Here is a 22,364-nt window from a genome sequence, read left to right as displayed (position 1 = left end):
TGAGAAGGAGCACAATGATTATTGAAAAACTCGTGGGAAACATCCATGAGGAATCCGCCGATCTGCTTGCCGACAGGCATCACGAGAAGGTGGTTCTGCCCAGTGCGGATCTGGTCAAACGAATCCAACGGGTTAGCACTGACCATGGGCGAGAACTAGGGCTTCGGCTAGCGCCGGGACCGGATTTGAAAGACGGTGATATCTTGATGATTTCAGATTCCGAGCTCATCACCATTTCTGTCTTGCCTACAGACGTTTTGGTTATCGCTCCACAATCAATCTACGAGATGGCTTTCATCGCTCATTCACTGGGCAATCGTCACCTGCAGGCACAATTCTTCGATATTGAATCGGAGTACACGGCTGAGGTGATGGTGGTGCAATACGACCATACTGTTGAGGACTTCTTGAAGCATCACCACGCTCCATACGAACGTCAGGAACGTGTTATGCCTGTTCCTTTCCGACATGCAGAACACACCCACTAGCTCTGGGCATCTGCTGACCTTATTGCAGCTTTCGGATTCTGCTCTTCCCACGGGCGCCTTCAGTCACTCGTTTGGAATGGAATCCTATTTGGAATCAGGTCAGGTTCAGGATGAACATAGTTTTGCCCTGTGGCTTCGGCAGTTTCTAGCGCAATCGTTGGCCTATACAGATGGCTTGCTACTTCGCTTTGCTTTCGAAGCTGAAGATAAGGAACGCATTATTGCGCTGGACTCAATGATCCATGCTTCGGCACTGCCTAAGCAGCTACGTCTGGCGGCTCAAAAAATGGGTGGGCGGATGTTGGCCGTATCCTTGGCAGGATTTGAGGTGCCTGAGCTGCGAAGCTATGAACAAGCGATACGTTCGGGGCGGTGCGTAGGGCATCCGGCCATCGCTTTTGCGTTGGCCGCTCGCGGAGCCGGAGCACCGCTGGCGGATGCGCTGAGCAGCTACTTGTTTTCGACAGCGATAAGCCTGACACAGAACGCAATTCGTGCCATTCCGCTGGGGCAAGATGCCGGGCAACGGGTGATCCGTTCGATGCACGAAGCCGTTGGTGAAACAGTTACCAAAATCTTCACCCTGGATGACCAAGATTTGGGTGTGGCCGCACCGGGACTCGAGATCGCACAGATGCGACATGAGCACCAGCGCGCACGCATGTTCATGTCTTAAAACATCTGCCAAAGACCGTTGACGCGGTCCGAACTAATTTGAGGAACACACTTATGGAACCGATTCGTATTGGTATCGGAGGCCCCGTGGGCGCCGGAAAGACCCAACTAATTGAACGCATCACCCGTGCACTTGACGGGGAGATCTCGATGGCGGCGATCACCAACGACATCTACACCATCGAGGACGCAAAAATTCTGGCAGCCAACGGAGTGCTGCCGTTGGACCGAATTGTTGGGATTGAAACTGGCGGTTGCCCACACACCGCTATCCGTGAAGACACTTCGATGAACGAAGCGGCCATTGAAGACCTGAAAGCAAAGCATGAGGACTTGCAGGTCATCTTCGTTGAGTCTGGTGGCGATAACCTTTCAGCCACGTTCTCGCCAGAGTTGGTTGATTTTTCTATTTACATCATCGACGTGGCCCAGGGGGAGAAGATTCCCCGCAAGGCAGGCCAGGGCATGATCAAGTCGGATCTTTTCATCATTAATAAGACAGACTTGGCCCCTTACGTTGGAGCAGACTTGTCGATTATGGAATCTGATTCCAAGCAATTTCGAGGCCACAAGCCGTTCTGCTTCACTAATCTGAAGACGGATGACGGACTCGAAGAGGTCATCACTTGGCTCAAGCGCGACGTTTTGATGACGGATCTTGCCTAGTGGACCAGTCTCGACTCACCGGTGAACTGGCGCTGCGTATTGAGCGCAGGGCGGGTAAGGACGTCGCCACCAGCCAGTTTCATCAAGGTGCCCTGCGGGTTTTGCGACCCCACTATCTCGATAGCACCCCGCAGGTCTGCTACACCGTAGTTAATCCCGGAGGCGGGTATCTTGGCGCCGATACGTACGGCGTTGACGTGCAGGTTGCGGCTTCGGCCAGCCTTCTATTAACTACGCAGTCTGCAACAAAGATCTACCGCACGCCACAGGGCGAAGCGCTCTCACGTATGAGCGTTGAGCTAGAGCAAGACGCAGTCCTAGAGTATTTGCCCGATCAGCTCATCGCTTATCAAGATGCAAGTTATCGGCAAGAAACCGTCGTGAAGATGGACAGCTCCAGTTCACTGGTCATCTTCGAAGTAATTACGCCTGGCTGGAGCCCTGACGGACAGTTATTTCGTTATGATCGAATCCGTTTGCGCACTGAAATTCATGTGGACGGTGAGCTGGCAGTACTCGACAATCTATTGGTAGAACCGGGAGCCCAAGCCGTAGAGTCGCTCCTGTATTTGCAGGAGTACACCCATGTGGGAATGCTTCTGGCGGTGGATTCACGGATCGATTCTCAGATGGTTGAATCCTTGAGAGACGTTGCCTACGAGGTTGCTGAGAAACAAAGTGAGCCCGTGCATGTTGGGGTTTCCGAGACTGCTACCTCAGGGCTGTCGGTACGAACCTTGGGCACATCAACTGAAGGTGCCACCGCAGTGTTGATGAGTATCGTCAACGAGTTGCGTCAGCGTTTGCGCGGTCAGGCAGCTGTACAACTGCGTAAGTACTGAGTCCTTATCGTCGTTGTAATTGATCTAGGGCCAGAACCTCATCGCAGGTATTGGCAAGTGAACTAAGGTCATGCGACGCGATGATGACTGCGGCACCCCTCGACGCTCGGGCACGCAGGACCTCAAAAACGGCACCTGTCGTTTTTGGGTCTAAGGCGGACGTCGGCTCATCACAGAGCAACACCTTTGGATCTAAACTGATCGCTCGTGCCAGCAGTGCTCTTTGCAACTGACCATCCGAGACTTCCGCCGGACGCCGTTCCAAAAGGGTTTCGGGTAGTTGGGCCTCGGCACAAAGTTGGAGTATATGGTCTCGATAGCGCTTTTGATTAGGTCTCGACCGGCCGTCCCGGAAAGACAAAGGTGTACAGATCGTTTCGGCCAAGCTCAGGCGAGGATCTGCATAATTCCTAGGATTTTGGGGGAGCAAACCGATGTTCTGGCGCAGTCTTGCAGGGATTTTCGATTTGTTGGTTCCTGCCGAGACCACCGTTCCGCTGATCACAACGTTTCCCGAGTCCGGCAAGTGCAGTAGAGAGGCCACGGACAGCATTGTCGTTTTGCCCGCCCCAGAAGGCGCCGTAATTCCAACGACTTCTCCGGCGGCCACAGTCAGTGACGCTGACGACAAGATCATTTGTCCGCCACGACTTACAGTTACCTTTTCAAGAGTCAGGCTCAACGCTTTGCTCCTACACTGTCGGCCTGGATGGTGACGAGTTGCCCGTGATCCATCACGTGCACAACATCAGCCATGTTTTCGGCCAGATCATGGTCGTGGGTAACGATGAGGACGATCGCGCCCCGTTGAGCTGCGCCGCGCAGAATGTCAGCCACAATCGTTCGGGTCGTGTTATCCAGTGCGCTGGTTGGTTCATCGAGCAAGATGCATTTCGGCTCTGAGACCAGTCCGAGAGCCAGAACCGCACGTTGAGCCTGTCCACCGGATAGTTGGTGCGGATACAGATCTAGTAGGTGTGGCTCTAATCCGAATCCTTGCCAGTACCCAATGAGGTCAGGATTGCTGGTTGGGCGTAACTGCTGACGGAAAGTTCGTTTGAGCGCCGAACGCAGCGTACGTACTGGATTGAGGGCGGTGGCCGCCGAGCCGGGAATGAATACCAGTTCTTTACCGAGGAGCTTTCCTTCGGCGGCATTTTTGTACGATTTTCCGTGGAAGGTCAGCCTGGAACTAGCCTCCAAATTTTCGGGAAGTAGTCCTGCGATGGCTCGCAAGAACACGGTTTTTCCGGCCCCTGATTCTCCGGTGAGCGCATGGATAGTTCCGGGGGAGGCACAGAGCGAAGCCGAATGCACTAGATGACTTGTTCCGGCTGTAACCGACGCCGTGATTTGTAGCCCGGGCGCGGATATCTGCTTTTGGAATTGCCCGGATGATTCGTTTGATAATGCCGCCGGTGCCTTGTGGCGAGCACCCTGTTTTGGTTCGTGGAGATGATGCGATCCGGTCGTGGCCGTCCAACTGGCCAGGATCAACGCTATGGACGGGAATACGAGCAGCCACCACGCGCCGGAGAGAATCCCGCTGCGGGCGTCTTCGAGTAGCAGCCCCAATGAAGCTGACTGTGCAGGTAGCCCCACGCCGAGAAACGACAGTGCGGACTCATGCCACATGGCGTGCGGTATCTGAAGGGCGAAAGCGATTGTGGCCTGCGGTAGCACGGCCGGGATGAGGTGAGTTCGCCACAAGGCTAGTGGCCGTGCACCTGTTGACAGACTCAGCTGCACAAATCCACGTTCGCGCTCCGAGAGGAGCTTGGCACGCAGTAGCCTGGCGGTTTGAGTCCAATGGGTGAGTGCAATGGACAGCACAATGGCCCAGATCTGCCCTGGCCACAAGGCCAAAATGACTACGGAAAGTAAAAGGTGCGGAATCGCATTGAGTACATCAATGAGCCGCGTGATGATTCGGTCGGCCCATTTACCGGAGGTGACCGCCACTACCGCAGCAAGAATCCCCAAAAGCGTCGAGAAAACTGCAGCGCCGATGGCCATCACCAGCGAGACGCGCAATGCAGCGGCTGTGCGGGACCAGAGGTCGCGTCCAAGTTGGTCTGTACCAAACCAATGACTGGGGCTTGGGGGCTGATACACCGAGGCGAGATTCACTGTATTTACCGCTGCGGGATTCAGTGCCGGAACCAACAGCGCGTATGTCAGCAGCGCAGCCCCAATGATTGCTACAAACCAGGAGTAACTGGACTTAGTCATTGTTCACCCGGGCATCCGCTAGTAGGTATGCGGCATCGGCTAGGGCATTGCCTGCAAAGACCGCCAGTGCAGAACAAGCAGTGACCGCTGCCAGCAGAGCGAAGTCTCCTGCTATGGCTGAACCAACAACTGCTGAGGCGATACCTGGCCAGGAAAAGATGGTTTCAATTAGTAGGGCGCCAGTGATCAATTCGCCTAGACGAGCACCAATGACCGTAATAAAAGGAAGTAGCGCTTGGGGCAAGGCTTCGGCAAGTAACACCTGTTTTGCACCTCGACCGCGGGCAGCTAAGACCGAATCAGAATCCACTGCTTCCAGCAGCGAAGTGCGCAAGTTTAAAAGCAGCCAGGGCAACAAGCTAATGGCCAGAATGACTGCCGGCAGGAATAAGTGCGACAGTATCGATGCGGGCGTCGGGGTCATGCCTGCTGCCGCTACACCTGAGGTGGGCCAGCCTAGCGGCAAAGCAAATACGGCGATGGCTACCAGCGCCAGAACAAATACTGGAACCGACTGCGCCAGCTGCCCGATGGCCTGAACCAAACGATCAATTAGTTGGTTGCGATAACAAGCGGCTGCCAAAGCCAAAATCAGGGATAAGAGGATTGCTAGGATCAGGCCGGTGCCGGTAAGAAGCAACGTGTAAGGAATGCGTTCAAGTAGCACCTGGCCTACCGGCCGAGAGGCCGTGATGGAAATGCCAAAGTCACCGCGGATCGCATGCGTGATCCAGTGAGTCCAGACTTGAAGCCAAGGCTTGTTGAATCCTAGTTCGTCTCGAAGCTGTTCACGCAGTTCGGGGTCGGTATGCGCATAGCTGGAGCCAAGGTAAGTTGCCAAAGGATTAAACGGTGCAATGCTTGCTAGCGCGAAGACCACGGCGGTTAGCCCGGCTGTGACCGGAAGGGCTACGAGCAGGCGTCGCAGAACCAGCTTGCCAGCTAGAGCCCACCGACTTGAATGAGTCGTCATCGTCATTTTTTGCTCCACGCGCCGATTTTGGCCCAAGGTCCCCATGCGGTGCCGTGCTCATGCGGTTCAAGAAGTGTGCCGGTGGTGTTCCACGTATTGTGGACGTCGCTGCGCTGTACATAGCTGTGATCAATGAAAGCGATCAGGAGCATTGAAGGATCTTTAACGTAAAGATCCTGAACGTCTTTGTACGCTGTAGCGCGGGTTTTTGGATCAGTGCTGGTACGTCCTTGATGAAGCGCCTGATCCATTTTTGCATTTGAGAAGTGAGTCGGATTGTCGTAGTACGCTCCGGCCTCGGGATAGCTGGAGTGCAGCATTTTGTAGAGCTGCGTATCTACGTCGTATGGAGTGTCTCCGCCGCCGAGCATGATGGAATCTGTACCCACGCGTGGTTCAGCCTGGTCAAAAGTCGCTGGCTGGACTGAAATCTTGATGCCAAACTTTTCGAGTTGGGAAGCCAGCGCCAAAGATAGGTCTCTGCGTAATGTGTCGCCAGGATTGTAGAGCAAGGTGAATTCGGCCCGTTGCCCATTTTTGTTCCGTATGCCATCTTTGTTCGAGACCCAGCCGGCATCATCTAGTAGTTCTTCGGCTCGCCGCGGGTCACGGGTGAAGACTGCCTTGGAATTGTAGAACTGCCCATATTCCGGTGGCACAAAGGTGTAGGCAGGGCGGCCTGCCCCCGCCAATACACCGGAGATCATTTCTTCCCTGTTGATCGCCAGGTTCAGGGCTAGGCGAACCTTTGGATCCTTGGTAAACGGGTGATCGGCCGGGAGCGAGATGCCGCGCCAGTCAGCGCTGGAGGCAGTAACGACTTCGTATCCTTCACGTTGGGCAAAGCTGGCTGCGAGGCGAGGAGGTAAAACGGTGCCAGTGAAATCGGAACTAGCCATCGCTTGAGTTCGAGCGTTGTCGTCTTCCGACTGAGTGTAAGAAACTTTTTGAACGTCCGGCGGTCCGTCACGGTAATTCTTATTGGCGCTCAAGGTGAGTGACGAGCTGTCGAAATGATCGAGCACATAGGGACCGGTGCCTACTGGCGATCGGTTCAGTGAAGACTCACTGATTGGTGTACCTTCATGGATCAGTTCAGAAGGGGCAATACCGACGAGCAAGGAAGTCTTAAACGAGACTTGCGGTTCATGGAGGGTGAAGCGCACACCGTCTTTGCCATGGGTTTTGACCGTTGCAAGATTTTCCAGCGTGCTCGCTAGGGGAGAGGCAGTGCGTGGGTCTTTGATTGCCTGATAACTAGCGACGACGTCGGCTGGATCCAGCGTTGTCCCATCGCTGAAGTTGATGCCATTTCGTAGCGTAATATCCCAAGTTAATCCGTCGGCGGAAATCTTAGGATCTTTCTGGGCCAAGAGCGGAACGATTTGCGGCAGCGTGTCAGATTCGCCCTCTAGAGTGAATAAGGATTCGTTGATTTTTCCCACGCCATTGTTATCAAAACCTGCCAGTGGATTCAGTGAGTCCGGTAGTGCTGGAGTGAGCAAATTTACCGTTGGTTTCACCGATGCATCAGAAGTAATTGCTTGGCAGCCGGTGCATGCAATTACGATGGGAAGCAGAATCGCTACGGCGCGGGACACGGGCTTGCGCACGGGCACAGGTCCTTTCCAAGCAAAAGGGTGTTTGATGATCTCAGAATACATGTGTTCAGCTGGACAGATGTCTGTGTTACTCGGAGTCGTAGCGCCCTTTGAAACGATGGTGAACCGTGGCTGAAGAAGAATTAGAAAGAATTGGCTCTGACGCGCTCGCGAAGGTGCATCAGACGATTCCGGAATGGATCGAAGTTTTTTCTTTATGTGCCGACGAAACGCGTATCAGGATACTTATCGCCATGCACGCAGCGCCGGGTTCGTCGGTTAGCCAGCTAGCCGAGGCGACGCAACTTTCGGCCAACACGGTCACCCAGGCACTGGCTACTTTGCACCGCGCTGAAGTGGTGCAGGTGCAACGTGACGGCAAATACCGTAGGTGGCAGCTGATTCATCCCGGAATCCATCAACTCTTACATCAGCTTGAAGCGCCGCATTCGAAATTGCATCCCGAACATCAGGTTTAGCGTCTTTCAGTAACATGCCGGTAAGCGCGTGAATGAAGACAGCCGGTGAGCTTAGTTGATTTCGTCTTTACGAAAGCAACCAAACTCACCGGCTGTTTTATGTCTGTGGTTCTTAACGTTTGCGTACTACACGCTGTTCATCCCACACTGGTTCAGCAGACTCATACACATTTCCGTCTGAGCCAAAGACCAAGAATCGATCAAAGCCGCGGGCAAACCAGCGGTCGTGCGTGACAGCAAGAACGGTTCCTTCAAAAGCGTTAATGGCCCGTTCCAAAGCTTCACCCGAATGCAGGTCGAGGTTATCGGTTGGCTCATCAAGAAGCAGCAGTGTGGCACCAGAAAGTTGCAATAACAAGATCTGGAATCGAGCCTGCTGGCCACCGGAGAGAGACTCAAATTTCTGTTCCGATTGACCGGCCAACCCGTACCCGTCCAACGCGCCGGATGCGGCTTCGCGTGCCATGCCTGAGCGGTGTTCGTCGCCTCGGTGCAAGATTTCCAGAAGGGTCCTACCAAAAAGATCTGGTCGCGTGTGCGTTTGGGCAAAGTACCCCGGGCGGATTCGAGCCCCGAGCTTGACCGTACCTTCATGCTGAACCTCGGCAATCACCACATCTGAGACGGGAAGATGCTCACGTTCTGGATCACTGCCACCGGTGGCTAGTAAGCGCAGGAAATGGGACTTACCTGATCCGTTGGAACCTAGAACGCCGACTCGGTCACCGAACCAAATTTCTGTTGAGAAAGCCTTCATTAGACCGGAGAGTTCAAGCTTTTCGGCTACTACGGCACGTTTTGCGGTTCGCCCGCCCTTCAGGCGCATCTGCACGTTTTGTTCCAGGGGGATTGCCTGTGGAGGGCCAGCTTCTAGGAACTTCTCCAAACGAGTGGTTGCCGCATGGTAGCGGTTGGCCATGTCCGAGCGGAAGGCGGCTTTGGTCTTATACATATTGACCAGTTCCTTGAGCTTGGCATGCTCTTCATCCCAGCGTTTGCGTAGTTCCTCAAACCGCTCGTTGCGCTCTTGGCGTGCCTGAATGTAGCTGCCGAAGGCACCGCCATGAATCCAAGCGGTAGCTCCGCCATGGCCTGGCTCAAGTGTGACGATACGGGTGGCAGCGTTATTCAGTAGCTCGCGGTCGTGGCTAATAAAAAGTACCGTCTTTGGCGAGTTGAGCATCTTCTCTTCAAGCCAGCGTTTACCCGGAACATCAAGATAGTTATCTGGCTCGTCCAGCAGAAGCAGTTCGTCGTTACCTTCAAAGAGCGCTTCGAGAACCAAACGCTTTTGCTCGCCGCCCGAAAGTGTGCGGGCGAGCCTACTGGAAGCGGCATCAAATTCCACACCAAGGGCTGCCATGCAGACCTTGTCCCACGTGGTTTCTAGCTCGTAACCACCGGCGTCGCCCCATTCAATAATGGCTTCGGCGTAACGCATGTGGACTTTTTCGTCCTCGCTGGTGAGCATCAGCGTTTCGTATTTTGCGACTTTCTGTGCGGCCTGAGCAAGTGCTGGGGCGGCGGTGGAAAGCAACAATTCTTTGACGGTTGTTTCATCCCGGACTTGGCCAACAAACTGGCGCATGATGCCCAGCGTTCCGGTGCGGTTGATGGTTCCTTCATCGGCTTTGAGGTCACCGGCAATGATCTTAAATAAGGTCGTCTTGCCGGTACCGTTGGGGCCAATCAGTGCGGTCTTGGTGCCAGCTGAGACCTTGAAGGTGACGCCGCCCAGCAATTGGGTGCCGTCGGAGAGGAAGTATTGGATGTCAGTAACGTCGATATGAGCCACCAAGCCATCCTATCCGAGCGGTTGCACCCATTAGTGCTCAGGGTCGCGGACTACTTGTTGTACTTGTAGAATCCTTCGCCGGTTGCGACGCCGAGCTTGCCGTGATCGATGTATTCGCTTTTGAGTAGAGCGGCGAATTTCTTGCTGGTCTCGTCGCCGTTGCTGGAGATGTGATAGGCGGTGTTTAGCCCGACGATGTCATAGATTTCAAACGGTCCATAGGGTGCACCGGTTCCTAGCTTCCAGGTGGTGTCGATGGTGGCAGCGTCAGCCACTTCGTTGACTAACAGGTGGCTCGCCGATTCCAAGAATGGAACAAGCATCGAGTTGAGGACGTAGCCTGGCTGCTCCTTCAGAACTCGAATGGCTACCAAGCCGGTGCGTTCGGCAAAATCTACGACTGCCTCGTAGGCTTCCTTGCTTGTCTGGGCGGTGCCCATGACTTCACCGGTGTTGTTCTTCCAGATGTTGTTCGCATAATGCAGTGCCAAGAATTGTTCTGGTCGTCCGGTGAAGGGGGCGATGTCGGACGGCAATAGTGTGGAGGAATTGGTAACAAAGATCGTCTCCGGGCGTGCGGCTTCCGCGAGCTTGCTGTAGGTCTGTTCTTTGACTGCCAAGCTTTCTGGTACCGCCTCTATGACTAGATCTGCGTGCTTCACTGCTTCGTCTAGATCGGTGGTCAGTTTGATTGAGTCACGGGCGGCCTGGGCCTTGTGCTGATCGCCAAAGAAGTTGGCATATTCCAGGACCAGTGCGTCCAGACGTCCTGCGGCAACGCGAAGTGCCTCCTCGTTGATGTCGAAGCCGACAGTTGGCAGTCCGTGGTAGGCGGTCTGGAAAAGGATCTGTGAGCCGAGGACGCCGGTTCCTAGGACGGTGGTATTGGTTAGTTGCATGATGGATCTCCTTGAAAATTGAACTTACAATCAGAGTTTGCGCTTTTAGTTGAAAGCATGCAACTAAATGTGAGGAGCGGAACCATTCGACTTGAACAGTCTGGTTTACCGTTGCTTTTCGTTCTGTACTGAGAATCTTGGGAGGAAAAGTCTGGAAATACTCAAGGGAGAAACGCGTGTCTCGCGCTGCAACAAAGAGTTTTGGATTGATGGCAGCAGTTTTACTGGCATCGGCCATCGCACCACCGGTAATGGCGGACAACGCCGAGTACTTCGAACGGGTCGCTACCTATCCTGTTTATCAAAACCATCCTGATGGAGCCCAAGCGACGACGGCAGCGGAAATTTCGACGGTCTCTTCCGACGAAAACACACTGATCTACTCAGATGCACTCTCTGGCAGCATCGGCTTCCTTGATATTAGAGACCCCTCCAGCCCTCGAGGACTTGGCCTGCTCGGTTTGCATGAATTAGGAAGCGCCGAAGACGAGCCCACGAGTGTTGCCGCCTACGGTCAATACGTGCTTGTGGTCGTCAATAGCTCCGCTAGCTATGGTGATCCCTCTGGACGAGTAGACGTAGTTCGAATTTCTGACCGCAAATTGGTACACAGTATCAAACTGTCCGGCCAACCTGACTCCATAGCAATTTCTAAAGATGGAGCTTATGCAGGCATTGCCATTGAGAATGAACGTGATGAGGAATTAGGCGAGGGCGGTCTACCGCAAGCGCCAGCTGGGGCAGTTGCCATCATTGACTTCAAAGATAAAAACCCTGAGTCGTGGCGGCTTCGAGAGGTACCCCTCACCTCCGGAACACGCTCCGATCCTAAGCTCCTGCCACTACTGGCCAAGGCAGGGCTGGATACTCCAGAAGATCCGGAGCCAGAATACGTCAGTATCAACACCAAAAATCAGTTGGCGGTAACCCTCCAAGAAAATAACGGAGTTGTGCTCATCGACTTGCGCACAGCAAAACTCAAGCGGGCATTTAGCACCGGCACCGTTGATCTTGAAGGCATCGACACAAAGGACGATGGGCAACTGGATGTCAACGGATCACTGGACGCCGTGCCTCGTGAACCTGATGCGATTGCATGGCTTCAAGACCGATATCTAGCCACCGCCAATGAAGGCGATTGGAAGGGTGGAAGCCGAGGTTTCACGATCTTTGATTCACGCACCGGGAAAATCGTCTGGGACGCCGGTAATTCGCTAGAACAACTCGCGCTGTCTCAAGGTCTGTTCCCAGAAGGCCGGGCTGATAAAAAAGGTACGGAGCCTGAGGGTCTGGCCATCGCTAACTACAACGGGGTGGACTACGGCTTTGTAGCAACAGAGCGAGCTAACTTCGTGGCCGTTTATGACTTGTCTGATCCAAAATCGCCGCGTTATGTGCAGACGCTACCTACTACCAATGGCCCCGAAGGTCTCTTGCCAATCCCAGGACGAAATTTGTTGGCCGTGGCCTCCGAAACGGATGAAGATCAAGTCCGCTCGGCAGTGAGCCTGTATTCCTTTGGCGCGGATCAGCCACAATTCCCGCAGCTGGAATCAAATACAAAATCGTTGGTTCCATTCGGCGCCTTGAGCGGTCTGAGCTCTGATCCAAAAGATCCAAATAAGCTCTATGCGGTCAGTGACAACGCCTACGCGTCACGGATCTACTCCATCACCACAGGCAATCCCGCCACTGTCGATAGCTCGATTCCCGTGACCGGTGCAAGTACCGACTTAGACCTCGAAGGAATAGCAGCGCGTGAAGAAGGTGGGTTCTGGGCCGCAAACGAGGGATCGACGGGCAAGAACAACAAGCTGGTGAAGATTGACGAAACCGGTAAGGTGCAGCAGGAAGTTGCGCTGCCCTCAGAGGTTGTGGGCTCCTTGCAGAAACAGGGCCTTGAAGGTGTGAGCGTTCGTGGCACCGGTAAGGACGAAGAAGTTGTATTCACCCTTCAGCGAGAAGTTCCAGGTGAATCATTTGTGCGTATCGGCACGTACAAACCCAGCACGGGAGATTTCAGCTGGTTTGGATACAAACTGGATCCCGCGGTTGAGGGAACGTGGAATGGCCTCTCGGAAATTACCGCGTTACCTGATGGGTCTTATGCTGTCATCGAACGCGATAACCAGCCAGGACCTGCGGCCAAGCACAAAGCGATCTACCAGTTCGAGGGGCCGCTGGCCCAGCAGGGTGACTCAGGCGAGTCGGTACCAATGGTGCACAAGAAACTCGCTGTTGATGTATTGCCGGTGCTTGAACAATCTCACGGGTGGACCCACGAGAAGCTGGAGGGACTGGCGGTAGCCGGTGACCAGGTTTACGTAGTGACCGACAATGATGCTGTGGATGAGGCTACCGGCGAAATAGTCTTTGCCAAGCTGGGGGCAGTAGCGAACGTATTTGATCTGCAGGATTCGCCATTACCTGATGCAGCGAGCCAAGGACCGATCTCTGAGAAACCTGGCCACGCAGAACTGGTGCCACTGGCCTAGGCACAGCCACGAGTAAAGGAAGTCAGAACTGGCGCCGATAGCTTGTGGCTGATTCCTGTGAGTCTGGTGGTTGCGGTTCTAGGAGCTGCAGCTGCAGTCAAATCAGCACGAGAGCGCCGAACGAAATAGCTGTCAGCTCCAGGTACTGGGCATGAATTAGGGCGTGGCATCCATGGATGCCACGCCCTAAAAAATATGCTTATTTCTTCTTCTGAACCTGGGAAACGACCACAGCAGCAACGGCTGCGATTACCAAGGAAATAAGAAGGAACTTGCCGCCCTTATTGGACTTCTCCTTCGGAGCCAAGTTCTTCTGAGCCGACTGTACGGCGCTCTGAACCGAAGTTCGAGCACGCTTAGCAGCCTTGGAGTTACCACCGACGTTGTCGATCAAGTTGGAGCCAGCCTTGCTGATTGCTTCAACATTGACACCGGAAACAGCCTCATTCCAGCCGCCACGGATTTCCTTTGGCAGTTCTTCTTTGGCAGCCTTGGCGAGTTTCGCCAATGACTTCTCAACTTCTTTAAAGCTCTTAGCAGTCTTCGACATGTTTTCCTCTCTGGTGGACCTTTAGGTCTCATTCACTAGCCTAGCCAGCTAGCCGTTAGCTCTCAAGCGCACGGCGTTGCGCTCAGTGCGAACCGAGGATCTTCCGGATGCGTGTGCGTAGCGCACTGAGCAGACAAATGAGCATCAGTATGGCGGCAACCAGGCTGGCGGTGGCAAATAACGGCGAGGAATCTCGGCCCGTGTATCGATCGATAATGATCCAGACCAAAACCCATAGTGCTCCGGCGTTGAGGTAAATCCCGATGGGATTTTTGAAACTAATAGCGCATAAGAACAGTGCGAGCAGAACGAGCACCAAAGCCGTGGCGCCTTTGAACATCAGAGAATTCGGGTCGCCGTGATGGATGGCGACGAAGGCGATGGTTTGAGCCAGGATAATGAGCGCCAACCAACCGGCAAATAAGCCGAAACACGCTCTGGTTAACCAGCGATCAATCTGGTGGACCAAGAAGCTGCGATCGATCATGATGGCGATTCGAATAAGAATTGCTAGCAGGACGTAACCGCAAAGCAGGCTCAGGCCAATCATTTCCTGCTTCAGGCACAGCACCCACAAGGCGTTAAAGAGCACTACAGCAAGAACCCAGAGTCGCATACGTCGATGTAGCTCAAGGCGCCACCGCGCGATACCTTGCCAGATGGCATAGAGGCCCAAGGCCGCCATGAGCCCGAGCCACGGAAGCAGTCCAGGCAAGGGAACAGAACTGACAAAAGCGTCCCGTTCCAGCCAGCTACCGGCCACGTCAACCAGGTTAGACGCCGCGAGTACTGCCCATAAGGCCCAGCTCAAACCAAGGAGCATGAGTGCGCTGTAGGCGCCGGATACCAACCTTATTTCCACAGTTTTGAATTTATCACGGTTGACGTGTGCAAACTGCAAGCCACGGTTAGAGTTGAGATATGACTGATCTTTGGGTTCGACAGGCAATTTCTCAGCTCAACGCCGACGCCAATCGCAGCGCTGACACACACCTGTTGGGGTTTGAGCTTCCGGCGCACTGGGGGATTGAGCTGTACCTCAAAGACGAGTCGGTGCACCCCACCGGTTCGCTCAAACACCGACTAGCCCGTTCACTGCTGCTCTACGGACTAGTTAATGGACGAATCAAGGAAGGTACCACCTTGGTGGAGGCTTCCAGCGGATCAACCGCGGTATCAGAAGCCTACTTCTCGCGCATGCTCGGACTGGAATTCATCGCGGTGGTACCCGCCTCCACGAGCACCGAGAAGATTAAGCTCATCGAGTTTTACGGCGGTCGATGCCACCTTGTTGACGGTGCTGGGCAATTAGATGTTGCAGCCCGCGAGTTGGCAGCCCAGTCTGGTGGCTACTATCTTGACCAGTTTACCTACGCTGAGCGGGCCACCGATTGGCGAGGGAATAACAACATTGCTGAATCGGTCTATGCCCAGATGTCTGCCGAACCGCACCCAATCCCAAGCTGGATTGTCGTAGGCGCCGGAACCGGCGGAACCAGTGCAACCTTTGGCCGCTACGCTCGTTATAAGCAGCACGACACCCGCATCTGTGTTGCGGACCCAGAAGGCTCCGCATTTTATGAAGGCTGGAAAACCGGAAACCCCGATTACGTCTCCGGTACGGGTTCAAGAATTGAAGGTATCGGGCGACCGACGGTTGAGCCTTCTTTTATGCCCGGCGTGATCGACCATATGATGCAGGTCCCGGACGCAGCCTCCTTGGCAGCCATGCACTTGCTGCGTGCCAAGACTAGGTACTTTGCTGGCGGTTCCACCGGCACCAACCTTTACGCCGCGTTTAAGACCATCTCGCAGATGCTAAAAAACGGTGAGCAGGGCAGTGTGGTGACCCTGCTCTGCGACTCCGGCGAGCGCTACACAAACACCTATTACAACCAGCAGTGGCTTGATGATCAAGGCTTGAACCTTGCCCCGTACACCGAAGCGATGGAGCAGTTCCTCGCCACAGGTACGTTCGAGCACTAGTTTTTGCTTTTTAGCTTTTTGCTTTAGACAGCTGGTGGTGTGGGCATCAAACCCTGGGTGCGTTTACGCTGGTGCACCGAGAAGTAGGCCAAGCCAGCTGACCCAGCGATAAATTCTCGTTGTGATCGAGCGGGCAGATAAATGATGTCGCCGAGAGTTAACTCGATTCGCGAGTCCTCGGTGACCAAGGTGCCCGAGCCGGCAAAAATGTGGAGCAGCACATCGAGCGCCGGGCCTTGATGTGCCCCGATGCTCTGGTCTGGCGCCAAGGAGATGACGTTGGCATCAAGGTCTCGTTCTTCTGGTTCCAGCTTCCAAATCGCCCCGTTTTTCACCCCAGCAGGTAGTTGGTTGGTGTTGGCCATGCGGCGCGGTTGAGTCATTAGCTTGCCTCTTGCTCCTGTATTGGTGCACTTGTTGGTGCACTGCCTTATTAGTTCAGCCTAGCTAAGTGCTGGCCTGTCATGGCTTTGGTGCACGCTGAACATTAAGAAGTGTCAGCAGATGTGTTCTGCGGCACTAGTTGTTGTGCTCAGCGGAACCATGTCAACTGGTGCGTAGCCATGGCACAAGGTAGATGGGCGCAGTACTGTGAGCAGTAGACCCGCAAAAAAATGTGTGCAGGAGGAATGTTTTGCCTAATGTAGCCGACCACCTGATTGAACAGCTTGATGCCCAAGGGGTTCGCCGTATTTACGGTATCCCGGGGGACTCGCTAAATGGACTCACCGATGCACTACGCGAGAACGGTCGAATGGAGTGGGTTCACCATCGACATGAGGAAGCCGCCGCCTTTGCCGCCGCAGCTGAAGCAGAAATTACCGGCGAGCTGGCCGTCTGCGTTGGCTCCTGTGGACCTGGCAACCTTCACCTGATCAACGGCCTGTACGACGCTAATCGTTCGCGAGTTCCGGTGTTGGCCATCGCCGCACAGATCCCCACCGAGGAAATTGGCTCCAACTACTTCCAGGAAACCAACCCGGTGGAAGTTTTCCGTGGGTGCTCCGTTTATGCTGAGCAGGTTTCTGATCCAAAGCAAATGCCACGCATGCTTCGCATCGCCATCCGTGAGGCCATCGAAAAGCGTGGCGTCGCCGTATTGGTGATTGCCGGAGACGTTGCCCTGTCGGAAATGGAGCGCACTGCAACTCAGCTCATCGCTAAGACCAACCCTCGTGTTCTGCCCAATGAGCAGGAGCTCGAGCGTGCCGCAGAGATCCTTGAGGGTTCGCGTAAGGTGACCATCCTTGCTGGCGCCGGCGTTGCTGGTGCCCATGACGAGGTCGTGGCCCTAGCCGATAAGCTCGCCGCCCCGATTGTCCACGCCATGCGCGGTAAGGAACATATCGAGTACGACAACCCCTTCGACGTGGGCATGACCGGCCTGCTGGGCTTCGCCTCCGGCGCTAAGGCCATCGCCGAGTGTGATGTGCTGTTGATGCTGGGCACAGACTTCCCGTACCAACAGTTCTACCCACAAAACGCCACGATCATCCAAGTGGACATCCGCGGCGAACAGATTGGGCGACGCACCAAGGTTGACGTGCCATTGGTGGGTACGGTCAAAGACACTGCCGCTGCGCTGAGCGCACTATTGCCGGTGCAAACGCATCGTAAGCACTTGGAGCACGCCCTAGAGCATTACCGTAAGACGCGCACCAAGCTTGACGAGCTCGCTGAGCCTTCGAAGCCTGGCTCGGCGATTCACCCGCAGTACCTTGCACGACTTATTGATCAAGCGGCCGATGAGGACGCGGTCTTCACCGCCGATGTTGGCTCCCCGGTGATTTGGGCTGCCCGCTACCTAACCATGACCGGCAAGCGTCGGGTGCTCGGGTCCTTTAACCACGGTTCGATGGCTAACGCGCTGATGCAGGCTCTGGGTGCCCAGGCGGTGGATCGTAGCCGCCAGGTGATTGCCTTTGCTGGCGACGGAGGGCTAGCCATGATGCTGGGCGAACTGCTGACCGCCACGCAGAATAAGTTGCCGGTCAAGGTAGTGGTCTTCAACAACTCGTCCTTGAACTTTGTTGAGCTGGAAATGAAGGCCGCCGGCTTTGTCACCTATGCCACCGATCTGCAGAATCCTGACTTTGGTGCAGTGGCCACCGCGGCCGGACTCAAGGGCTACCGGGTGGAGGACTCGGCTCAGCTGGAGTCCACAGTCAAGGAATTCTTGGCTCACGATGGCCCTGCAGTACTTGATGTGATCACGGATCGCCAGGAAATGTCGATGCCACCAAATGTGAAGCTCGAGCAGGCTAAGGGCTTTGCGCTCTATGCCATCCGTACGGTCCTGTCGGGTCGTGGAGATGAGTTGCTGGATCTGGCCAAGACCAACTGGCGTCAAGTGTTCTAAGGATTTATGCATATGCTTGTTGCTGGCGCCTTTGGCGCCAGCAACATTTTTGTGAGAGCTAGAAAGTAGGCGTCTTGACTTCGCAACCTGCTGCCGCGCACGCGGCTACCACCGAAGACTTCGTTAATAACCTTGCGGCGGTGAACCAGCGCATTGCTGCGGCCACCAGTGCTGCAGGCCGTGAAGCGGACTCTGTGCGATTGTTGCCGGTCACCAAGACCATCGATGTTGATCGGTTGTCGCTGGCCATCGCGGCCGGGGTCAGTACCTTGGGGGAGAACAAGGTTCAAGAAGCTCAGGGGAAGCACGAAATTTTCCGCGAGCAGTTCCCTCACCTGCGCTACGCCATCATTGGCCCGTTGCAAACCAACAAGGCAAAATTTGTGGCCCAGTTTGCTGATGAGTTCCACGCATTGGATTCGTTGAAGCTGGCTGAAACCCTACAGCGTCGTCTAGAACTAGAGGACCGCACCCTTGAGGTGTTCATCCAGGTAAATACCTCGGGTGAGGAAAGTAAGTCGGGAATTTCTGCCTCAGCTGCTGCAGAGTTACTTGATGGTCTGTCGTCGTTGGATCGGCTTAATCCGGTAGGGCTGATGACTATGGCCGCCCACACCACTGATGAACAACAGATTCGCGCGAGCTTCTCCCTGTTGCGTCAAACCCTAGAGTCCTTGCAGCCGGATGCGCCGGCGGGCTTTAAACACCTGTCTATGGGCATGAGTGGCGACTACGAACTGGCTATTGCCGAAGGTGCCACCGTGGTGCGGGTGGGCCAGGGAATCTTTGGCGCTCGCAACTACGCCTAACACGGTGAGCAACTAGCGACTAGCGGCCGGTGACGGATCCATAGGAGGGCAGCGAGCTAATTTGGCTTGCTGCCCTTTCCTCTGCCCCGTGCTCGCCGGTTGAGGTTCTCCGGTTGTGCACAGCGCGTGGGCTAGAAGCTGAAGTGTCGGCATTTGGAGCCACACTATATGTAGTGGGGCGAGGGCACACGGCGGACTAGATGTAGCAATGAGAACACGCCGAGAAACTTGTCACAGAATAATTTTTAACCCACATGCTGTGGCGACGAAGCTGTGGAAAAAGTTTGACAGACCCCGAAAAATCGCGGTTTAAACGGGGTCGAATATCCACAGTTCCTGTGGACGTAGCGGGGGAAGAATGACATACTTGTAATACATCATCTTGTGGCTGCTTGACCGACTAAACACAACATGTAGTATTGAACTCGTTGGTGCGGCTCGCACCAGTAGCACCTCAAAGACCCTGTTTTTGAGGCATCCGAGAGGACAGCTGGGAATTTCCATCAGCAGATGGAATCCGGCCAACATCAAGAATTTTCTAAAGGGGATCAGGGACATGGCCATCACCGTTTACACGAAGCCTTCCTGCGTTCAGTGCAACGCTACTTACCGCGCGTTGGATAAGAAGGGCGTCGAGTACAACAAGGTCGACATCTCGCAAGATGCCACTGCGTTGGAGCACGTCCGTGGCTTGGGCTACATGCAGGCACCTGTCGTCGTTACCGACGATGATCACTGGTCGGGCTTCCGTCCAGACAAGATCGATCTGCTGGCTCCAGCTAACTAAGCACCAGCCCAATCCGCTCACTTTGTAGTGGAGGCAAAAAAGATGTCACCCACAGCACTTGCCGACAAGCAAAACGCTGAGGCCCACGAATCAGTTAACCTCACCAAATCGCAGTTGATTTATTTCTCTTCGGTTTCGGAGAACACCAAGAGGTTCGTGGACAAACTAGAGATGAATGCGGCTCGGATCCCGGTCTTTGCCACCGAGCCGCCGCTCATTTCCGCCGCACCGTACGTATTGCTCATCCCCACCTATGGGGGAGAGCGAGGCAAACACTCCATCGTTCCGCAAATCATGAAATTCCTGCGGTATGACGAAAATCGAGTAAATCTTCGTGGAGTGATCGGTGCGGGGAACACAAACTTCGGCGAGTACTACTGCATCGCGGCTAAGCGAATTGCTCAGAAATGCAACGTACCCGTACTTTATACATTCGAACTTATGGGGACGTCGGAAGACGTTCTCAAAGTCAAAGAAGGGCTTGAAACCTTTTGGACACCAGCGTCGCCGAATTGGCAGGAACGATGACGAGCTCAAAGGAGCTCCCAGCCCAGTTCCAGGGCTTGAGCTACAACGACCTGAACGCCATGCTGAACCTTTACGGTCCAGATGGAAAGATCCAGTTTGAAGTAGATCGCTACGCAGCCCGTCAGTACTTCTTGGATCACGTGAACAACAACACCGTGTTCTTCCATGATCTTGACGAGAAGCTGGCTTACCTCGTAAAGCACGAGTACTACGAGCGCGAGACTCTTGATCAGTACTCGATGAACTACATTCGTGATCTGTTTAAGCACGCCTTCGACAAGAAGTTCCGTTTCGAAACTTTCTTGGGCGCCTTCAAGTTCTACACCTCTTACACGCTGAAGACTTTTGACGGCAAGCGTTACCTAGAGCGTTACGAAGACCGCGTATGCATGGTTGCACTGCACCTTGCTCGTGGCGATGAAAAGTTGGCAACCCAGCTCGTTGACGAGATCATTGACGGTCGTTTCCAGCCTGCAACTCCAACCTTCCTCAACGCTGGTAAGGCTCAGCGTGGCGAACTAGTTTCCTGCTTCTTGCTTCGTATTGAAGACAACATGGAATCCATCGCCCGTGCGGTCAACTCCTCGCTGCAGCTTTCCAAGCGCGGTGGCGGTGTTGCACTATCACTGACCAACCTGCGTGAGCACGGTGCACCGATCAAGCAGATTGAGAACCAGTCCTCGGGCGTCATCCCAGTGATGAAGCTTCTTGAAGATTCCTTCTCCTACGCCAACCAGCTTGGCGCACGTCAGGGTGCTGGCGCGGTCTACTTGAACGCACACCACCCAGACATCTACCGGTTCTTGGACACCAAGCGTGAAAATGCTGATGAGAAGATCCGTATCAAGACCCTGTCTTTGGGCGTTGTCATCCCAGACATCACCTTCGAACTTGCTCGCAAGAACGAAGACATGTACCTGTTCAGCCCTTACGATGTAGAGCGCGTTTACGGCGTACCGTTCAGCGAAATCTCGGTTACTGAAAAGTACTACGAGATGGTTGATGACTCGCGTATCAAGAAGGCGAAGATCAGCGCTCGTGACTTCTTCCAGACTCTGGCAGAGATCCAGTTCGAGTCCGGTTACCCGTACATCATGTTCGAAGACACCGTGAACAAGGCAAACCCAATTGCCGGCCGTATCACCATGTCGAACCTCTGCTCGGAAATCTTGCAGGTTTCGTCAGCCTCTGAATTCGGCGATGACTTGAGCTACTCAAAGGTTGGCAAGGATATTTCTTGCAACCTTGGTTCCATGAACATTGCCAAGGCTATGGACGGCAAGAACCTGGCAGCTTCTGTAGACATCGCGATCCGCGCACTGAGCGCCGTGTCGGATATGTCCTACATCGGTTCGGTTCCTTCGATTGCAGACGGCAACAAGAAGTCGCACGCCATCGGCCTAGGCCAGATGAACCTGCACGGCTTCCTCGCTCGCGAGCACATCTACTACGGTTCTGAAGAAGGCATCGACTTCACCAACATCTACTTCTACACGATTCTGTTCCACGCATTGACTGCGTCGAACAAGATCGCCATGGAGCGCGGTGAAACTTTCGATAACTTCGAGAACTCAAAGTACGCGTCGGGAGAATTCTTCGACAAGTACACCGACCAGCAGTGGGTTCCAGCAACCGAGCGCGTACGCGAGCTCTTTGCCGACATCCACATTCCTACCCAGGAAGACTGGAACGCTCTGAAGGCGTCGGTTATGGAGCACGGTATCTACAACCAGAACCTGCAGGCTGTTCCACCAACCGGTTCGATCTCGTACATCAACAACTCGACTTCCTCGATCCACCCGGTCGCAGCGAAGATCGAGATCCGCAAGGAAGGTAAGATCGGCCGCGTTTACTACCCGGCTCCTTACATGAACAACGAGAACATCGACTTCTACGAAGATGCTTACGAGATCGGCTACGAGAAGATCATTGACACCTACGCTGCTGCTACCCAGCACGTGGATCAGGGCTTGTCGTTGACTCTGTTCTTCAAGGACACCGTAACTACTCGTGACATCAACAAGGCACAGATCTACGCATGGCGTAAGGGCATTAAGAGCCTTTACTACATCCGCCTGCGCCAGATGGCCTTGGAAGGTACCGAAGTTGAAGGTTGCGTTTCCTGCGCACTGTAATGCCTGAGATTAGTAGCCACTCAATAGGGCGCTAATATCACAAAGCAGCTGCCGTTTGGTCCGAA

Annotated in this window: 21 protein-coding genes; 12 read left to right on the top strand and 9 right to left on the bottom strand. The window is 54.4% G+C overall.

Going from position 1 to position 22,364, the window contains the following annotated elements:
- The first annotated feature begins 14 nt into the window (after window positions 1-14).
- Genes ureE through EYR88_RS03410 form a run of 4 tightly spaced genes read left to right on the top strand, consistent with a single transcriptional unit; the run spans window position 15 to window position 2,671 of the window.
- Window positions 15-488, top strand: a complete 474-nt coding sequence (gene ureE / locus EYR88_RS03425; protein WP_131088329.1) for an urease accessory protein UreE — start codon at window positions 15-17, stop codon at window positions 486-488.
- Complete coding sequence (locus EYR88_RS03420; protein WP_131088328.1) at window positions 469-1,164, top strand: urease accessory protein UreF; 696 nt, start codon at window positions 469-471, stop codon at window positions 1,162-1,164. The genes ureE and EYR88_RS03420 overlap by 20 nt, the downstream gene beginning before the upstream one ends.
- A 53-nt stretch (window positions 1,165-1,217) precedes the next feature.
- Window positions 1,218-1,829 (top strand): urease accessory protein UreG, encoded by a 612-nt coding sequence (gene ureG, locus EYR88_RS03415; protein ID WP_131088327.1) that lies wholly within the window; start codon window positions 1,218-1,220, stop codon window positions 1,827-1,829.
- Entirely contained in the window at window positions 1,829-2,671 is an 843-nt protein-coding gene (locus EYR88_RS03410; RefSeq protein WP_242632441.1) for an urease accessory protein UreD, read from the top strand. The genes ureG and EYR88_RS03410 overlap by 1 nt, the downstream gene beginning before the upstream one ends.
- A 4-nt stretch (window positions 2,672-2,675) precedes the next feature.
- Here EYR88_RS03410 and EYR88_RS03405 read toward each other — a convergent pair whose 3' ends face one another.
- From EYR88_RS03405 to EYR88_RS03390, 4 genes are read right to left on the bottom strand one after another with little or no spacing between them, the layout of a single operon-like run.
- Entirely contained in the window at window positions 2,676-3,353 is a 678-nt protein-coding gene (locus tag EYR88_RS03405; protein ID WP_131088326.1) for an ATP-binding cassette domain-containing protein, read from the bottom strand.
- Window positions 3,350-4,903, bottom strand: a complete 1,554-nt coding sequence (locus EYR88_RS03400) for an ABC transporter permease subunit (protein ID WP_131088325.1) — start codon at window positions 4,901-4,903, stop codon at window positions 3,350-3,352. The genes EYR88_RS03405 and EYR88_RS03400 overlap by 4 nt, the downstream gene beginning before the upstream one ends.
- Window positions 4,896-5,876 carry an ABC transporter permease gene (locus EYR88_RS03395; RefSeq protein WP_131088324.1) on the bottom strand — a complete coding sequence of 327 codons (981 nt, stop codon included), beginning with the start codon at window positions 5,874-5,876 and terminating at the stop codon, window positions 4,896-4,898. The genes EYR88_RS03400 and EYR88_RS03395 overlap by 8 nt, the downstream gene beginning before the upstream one ends.
- Before the next feature lie 2 nt (window positions 5,877-5,878).
- Window positions 5,879-7,489, bottom strand: a complete 1,611-nt coding sequence (locus tag EYR88_RS03390; RefSeq protein WP_242632440.1) for an ABC transporter substrate-binding protein — start codon at window positions 7,487-7,489, stop codon at window positions 5,879-5,881.
- 116 nt (window positions 7,490-7,605) lie between these two features.
- Here EYR88_RS03390 and EYR88_RS03385 point away from each other — a divergent pair, with 116 nt between their 5' ends.
- Entirely contained in the window at window positions 7,606-7,956 is a 351-nt protein-coding gene (locus EYR88_RS03385; RefSeq protein ID WP_131088322.1) for a winged helix-turn-helix transcriptional regulator, read from the top strand.
- Window positions 7,957-8,068: 112 nt separating this feature from the next.
- Here EYR88_RS03385 and EYR88_RS03380 read toward each other — a convergent pair whose 3' ends face one another.
- Window positions 8,069-9,751, bottom strand: a complete 1,683-nt coding sequence (locus EYR88_RS03380) for an ATP-binding cassette domain-containing protein (protein ID WP_131088321.1) — start codon at window positions 9,749-9,751, stop codon at window positions 8,069-8,071.
- A 50-nt stretch (window positions 9,752-9,801) separates the two neighbouring features.
- On the bottom strand, window positions 9,802-10,650 hold the full coding sequence (locus EYR88_RS03375; RefSeq protein WP_131088320.1) for a 3-hydroxyacyl-CoA dehydrogenase: 849 nt from the start codon (window positions 10,648-10,650) through the stop codon (window positions 9,802-9,804).
- Window positions 10,651-10,826: 176 nt separating this feature from the next.
- On the opposite strand from EYR88_RS03375, the gene EYR88_RS03370 reads away from it, so the two are divergent.
- Complete coding sequence (locus tag EYR88_RS03370; RefSeq protein WP_131088319.1) at window positions 10,827-13,145, top strand: esterase-like activity of phytase family protein; 2,319 nt, start codon at window positions 10,827-10,829, stop codon at window positions 13,143-13,145.
- A 199-nt stretch (window positions 13,146-13,344) separates the two neighbouring features.
- Here the strand turns inward: EYR88_RS03370 and EYR88_RS03365 are convergent, their stop codons facing one another.
- On the bottom strand, window positions 13,345-13,695 hold the full coding sequence (locus EYR88_RS03365) for a hypothetical protein (protein ID WP_131088318.1): 351 nt from the start codon (window positions 13,693-13,695) through the stop codon (window positions 13,345-13,347).
- 82 nt (window positions 13,696-13,777) lie between these two features.
- Complete coding sequence (locus EYR88_RS03360) at window positions 13,778-14,557, bottom strand: hypothetical protein (protein ID WP_131088317.1); 780 nt, start codon at window positions 14,555-14,557, stop codon at window positions 13,778-13,780.
- A 59-nt stretch (window positions 14,558-14,616) separates the two neighbouring features.
- Between EYR88_RS03360 and EYR88_RS03355 the strand changes: the two genes are divergently transcribed.
- Entirely contained in the window at window positions 14,617-15,681 is a 1,065-nt protein-coding gene (locus tag EYR88_RS03355) for a PLP-dependent cysteine synthase family protein (RefSeq protein WP_131088316.1), read from the top strand.
- A 23-nt stretch (window positions 15,682-15,704) separates the two neighbouring features.
- On the opposite strand, the gene EYR88_RS03350 is transcribed toward EYR88_RS03355, so the two are convergent.
- Window positions 15,705-16,064 (bottom strand): cupin domain-containing protein, encoded by a 360-nt coding sequence (locus EYR88_RS03350; RefSeq protein WP_131088315.1) that lies wholly within the window; start codon window positions 16,062-16,064, stop codon window positions 15,705-15,707.
- Between the two features lie 251 nt (window positions 16,065-16,315).
- Between EYR88_RS03350 and poxB the strand changes: the two genes are divergently transcribed.
- From poxB to nrdE, 5 genes are all read left to right on the top strand, one after another.
- The gene (poxB, locus tag EYR88_RS03345) at window positions 16,316-18,040 is read left to right on the top strand and encodes a ubiquinone-dependent pyruvate dehydrogenase (RefSeq protein WP_131088314.1); all 1,725 of its coding nucleotides are present in this window, start codon (window positions 16,316-16,318) and stop codon (window positions 18,038-18,040) included.
- Window positions 18,041-18,114: 74 nt separating this feature from the next.
- Window positions 18,115-18,849, top strand: coding sequence for a YggS family pyridoxal phosphate-dependent enzyme (locus EYR88_RS03340; RefSeq protein WP_131088313.1), 735 nt, complete (start codon window positions 18,115-18,117; stop codon window positions 18,847-18,849).
- A 556-nt stretch (window positions 18,850-19,405) separates the two neighbouring features.
- The gene (nrdH, locus tag EYR88_RS03335; RefSeq protein ID WP_131088312.1) at window positions 19,406-19,636 is read left to right on the top strand and encodes a glutaredoxin-like protein NrdH; all 231 of its coding nucleotides are present in this window, start codon (window positions 19,406-19,408) and stop codon (window positions 19,634-19,636) included.
- A 42-nt stretch (window positions 19,637-19,678) separates the two neighbouring features.
- Window positions 19,679-20,164, top strand: coding sequence for a class Ib ribonucleoside-diphosphate reductase assembly flavoprotein NrdI (gene nrdI, locus EYR88_RS03330; protein ID WP_131089769.1), 486 nt, complete (start codon window positions 19,679-19,681; stop codon window positions 20,162-20,164).
- Complete coding sequence (nrdE, locus tag EYR88_RS03325) at window positions 20,161-22,299, top strand: class 1b ribonucleoside-diphosphate reductase subunit alpha (RefSeq protein WP_131088311.1); 2,139 nt, start codon at window positions 20,161-20,163, stop codon at window positions 22,297-22,299. Before nrdI ends, nrdE begins: the two co-directional genes overlap by 4 nt.
- Window positions 22,300-22,364: the final 65 nt, after the last annotated feature.

The organism is Arthrobacter sp. S41, assembly GCF_004320535.1.
In the GTDB taxonomy this organism is placed as follows: Bacteria; Actinomycetota; Actinomycetes; order Actinomycetales; family Micrococcaceae; genus Glutamicibacter.
This window is presented reverse-complemented; position numbering and strand designations above follow the sequence as displayed.

Excerpts from the sequence above, each read along its gene's own strand:
- EYR88_RS03350 (WP_131088315.1), bottom strand. The coding sequence starts at position 16,064 with ATGACTCAACCGCGCCGCATGGCCAACACCAACCAACTACCTGCTGGG.
- EYR88_RS03365 (WP_131088318.1), bottom strand. The coding sequence starts at position 13,695 with ATGTCGAAGACTGCTAAGAGCTTTAAAGAAGTTGAGAAGTCATTGGCG.
- nrdI (WP_131089769.1), top strand. The coding sequence starts at position 19,679 with ATGTCACCCACAGCACTTGCCGACAAGCAAAACGCTGAGGCCCACGAA.
- ureG (WP_131088327.1), top strand. The coding sequence starts at position 1,218 with ATGGAACCGATTCGTATTGGTATCGGAGGCCCCGTGGGCGCCGGAAAG.
- EYR88_RS03355 (WP_131088316.1), top strand. The coding sequence starts at position 14,617 with ATGACTGATCTTTGGGTTCGACAGGCAATTTCTCAGCTCAACGCCGAC.
- EYR88_RS03375 (WP_131088320.1), bottom strand. The coding sequence starts at position 10,650 with ATGCAACTAACCAATACCACCGTCCTAGGAACCGGCGTCCTCGGCTCA.
- nrdE (WP_131088311.1), top strand. The coding sequence starts at position 20,161 with ATGACGAGCTCAAAGGAGCTCCCAGCCCAGTTCCAGGGCTTGAGCTAC.
- EYR88_RS03420 (WP_131088328.1), top strand. The coding sequence starts at position 469 with ATGCAGAACACACCCACTAGCTCTGGGCATCTGCTGACCTTATTGCAG.
- nrdH (WP_131088312.1), top strand. The coding sequence starts at position 19,406 with ATGGCCATCACCGTTTACACGAAGCCTTCCTGCGTTCAGTGCAACGCT.
- EYR88_RS03400 (WP_131088325.1), bottom strand. The coding sequence starts at position 4,903 with ATGACTAAGTCCAGTTACTCCTGGTTTGTAGCAATCATTGGGGCTGCG.
- EYR88_RS03395 (WP_131088324.1), bottom strand. The coding sequence starts at position 5,876 with ATGACGACTCATTCAAGTCGGTGGGCTCTAGCTGGCAAGCTGGTTCTG.
- ureE (WP_131088329.1), top strand. The coding sequence starts at position 15 with ATGATTATTGAAAAACTCGTGGGAAACATCCATGAGGAATCCGCCGAT.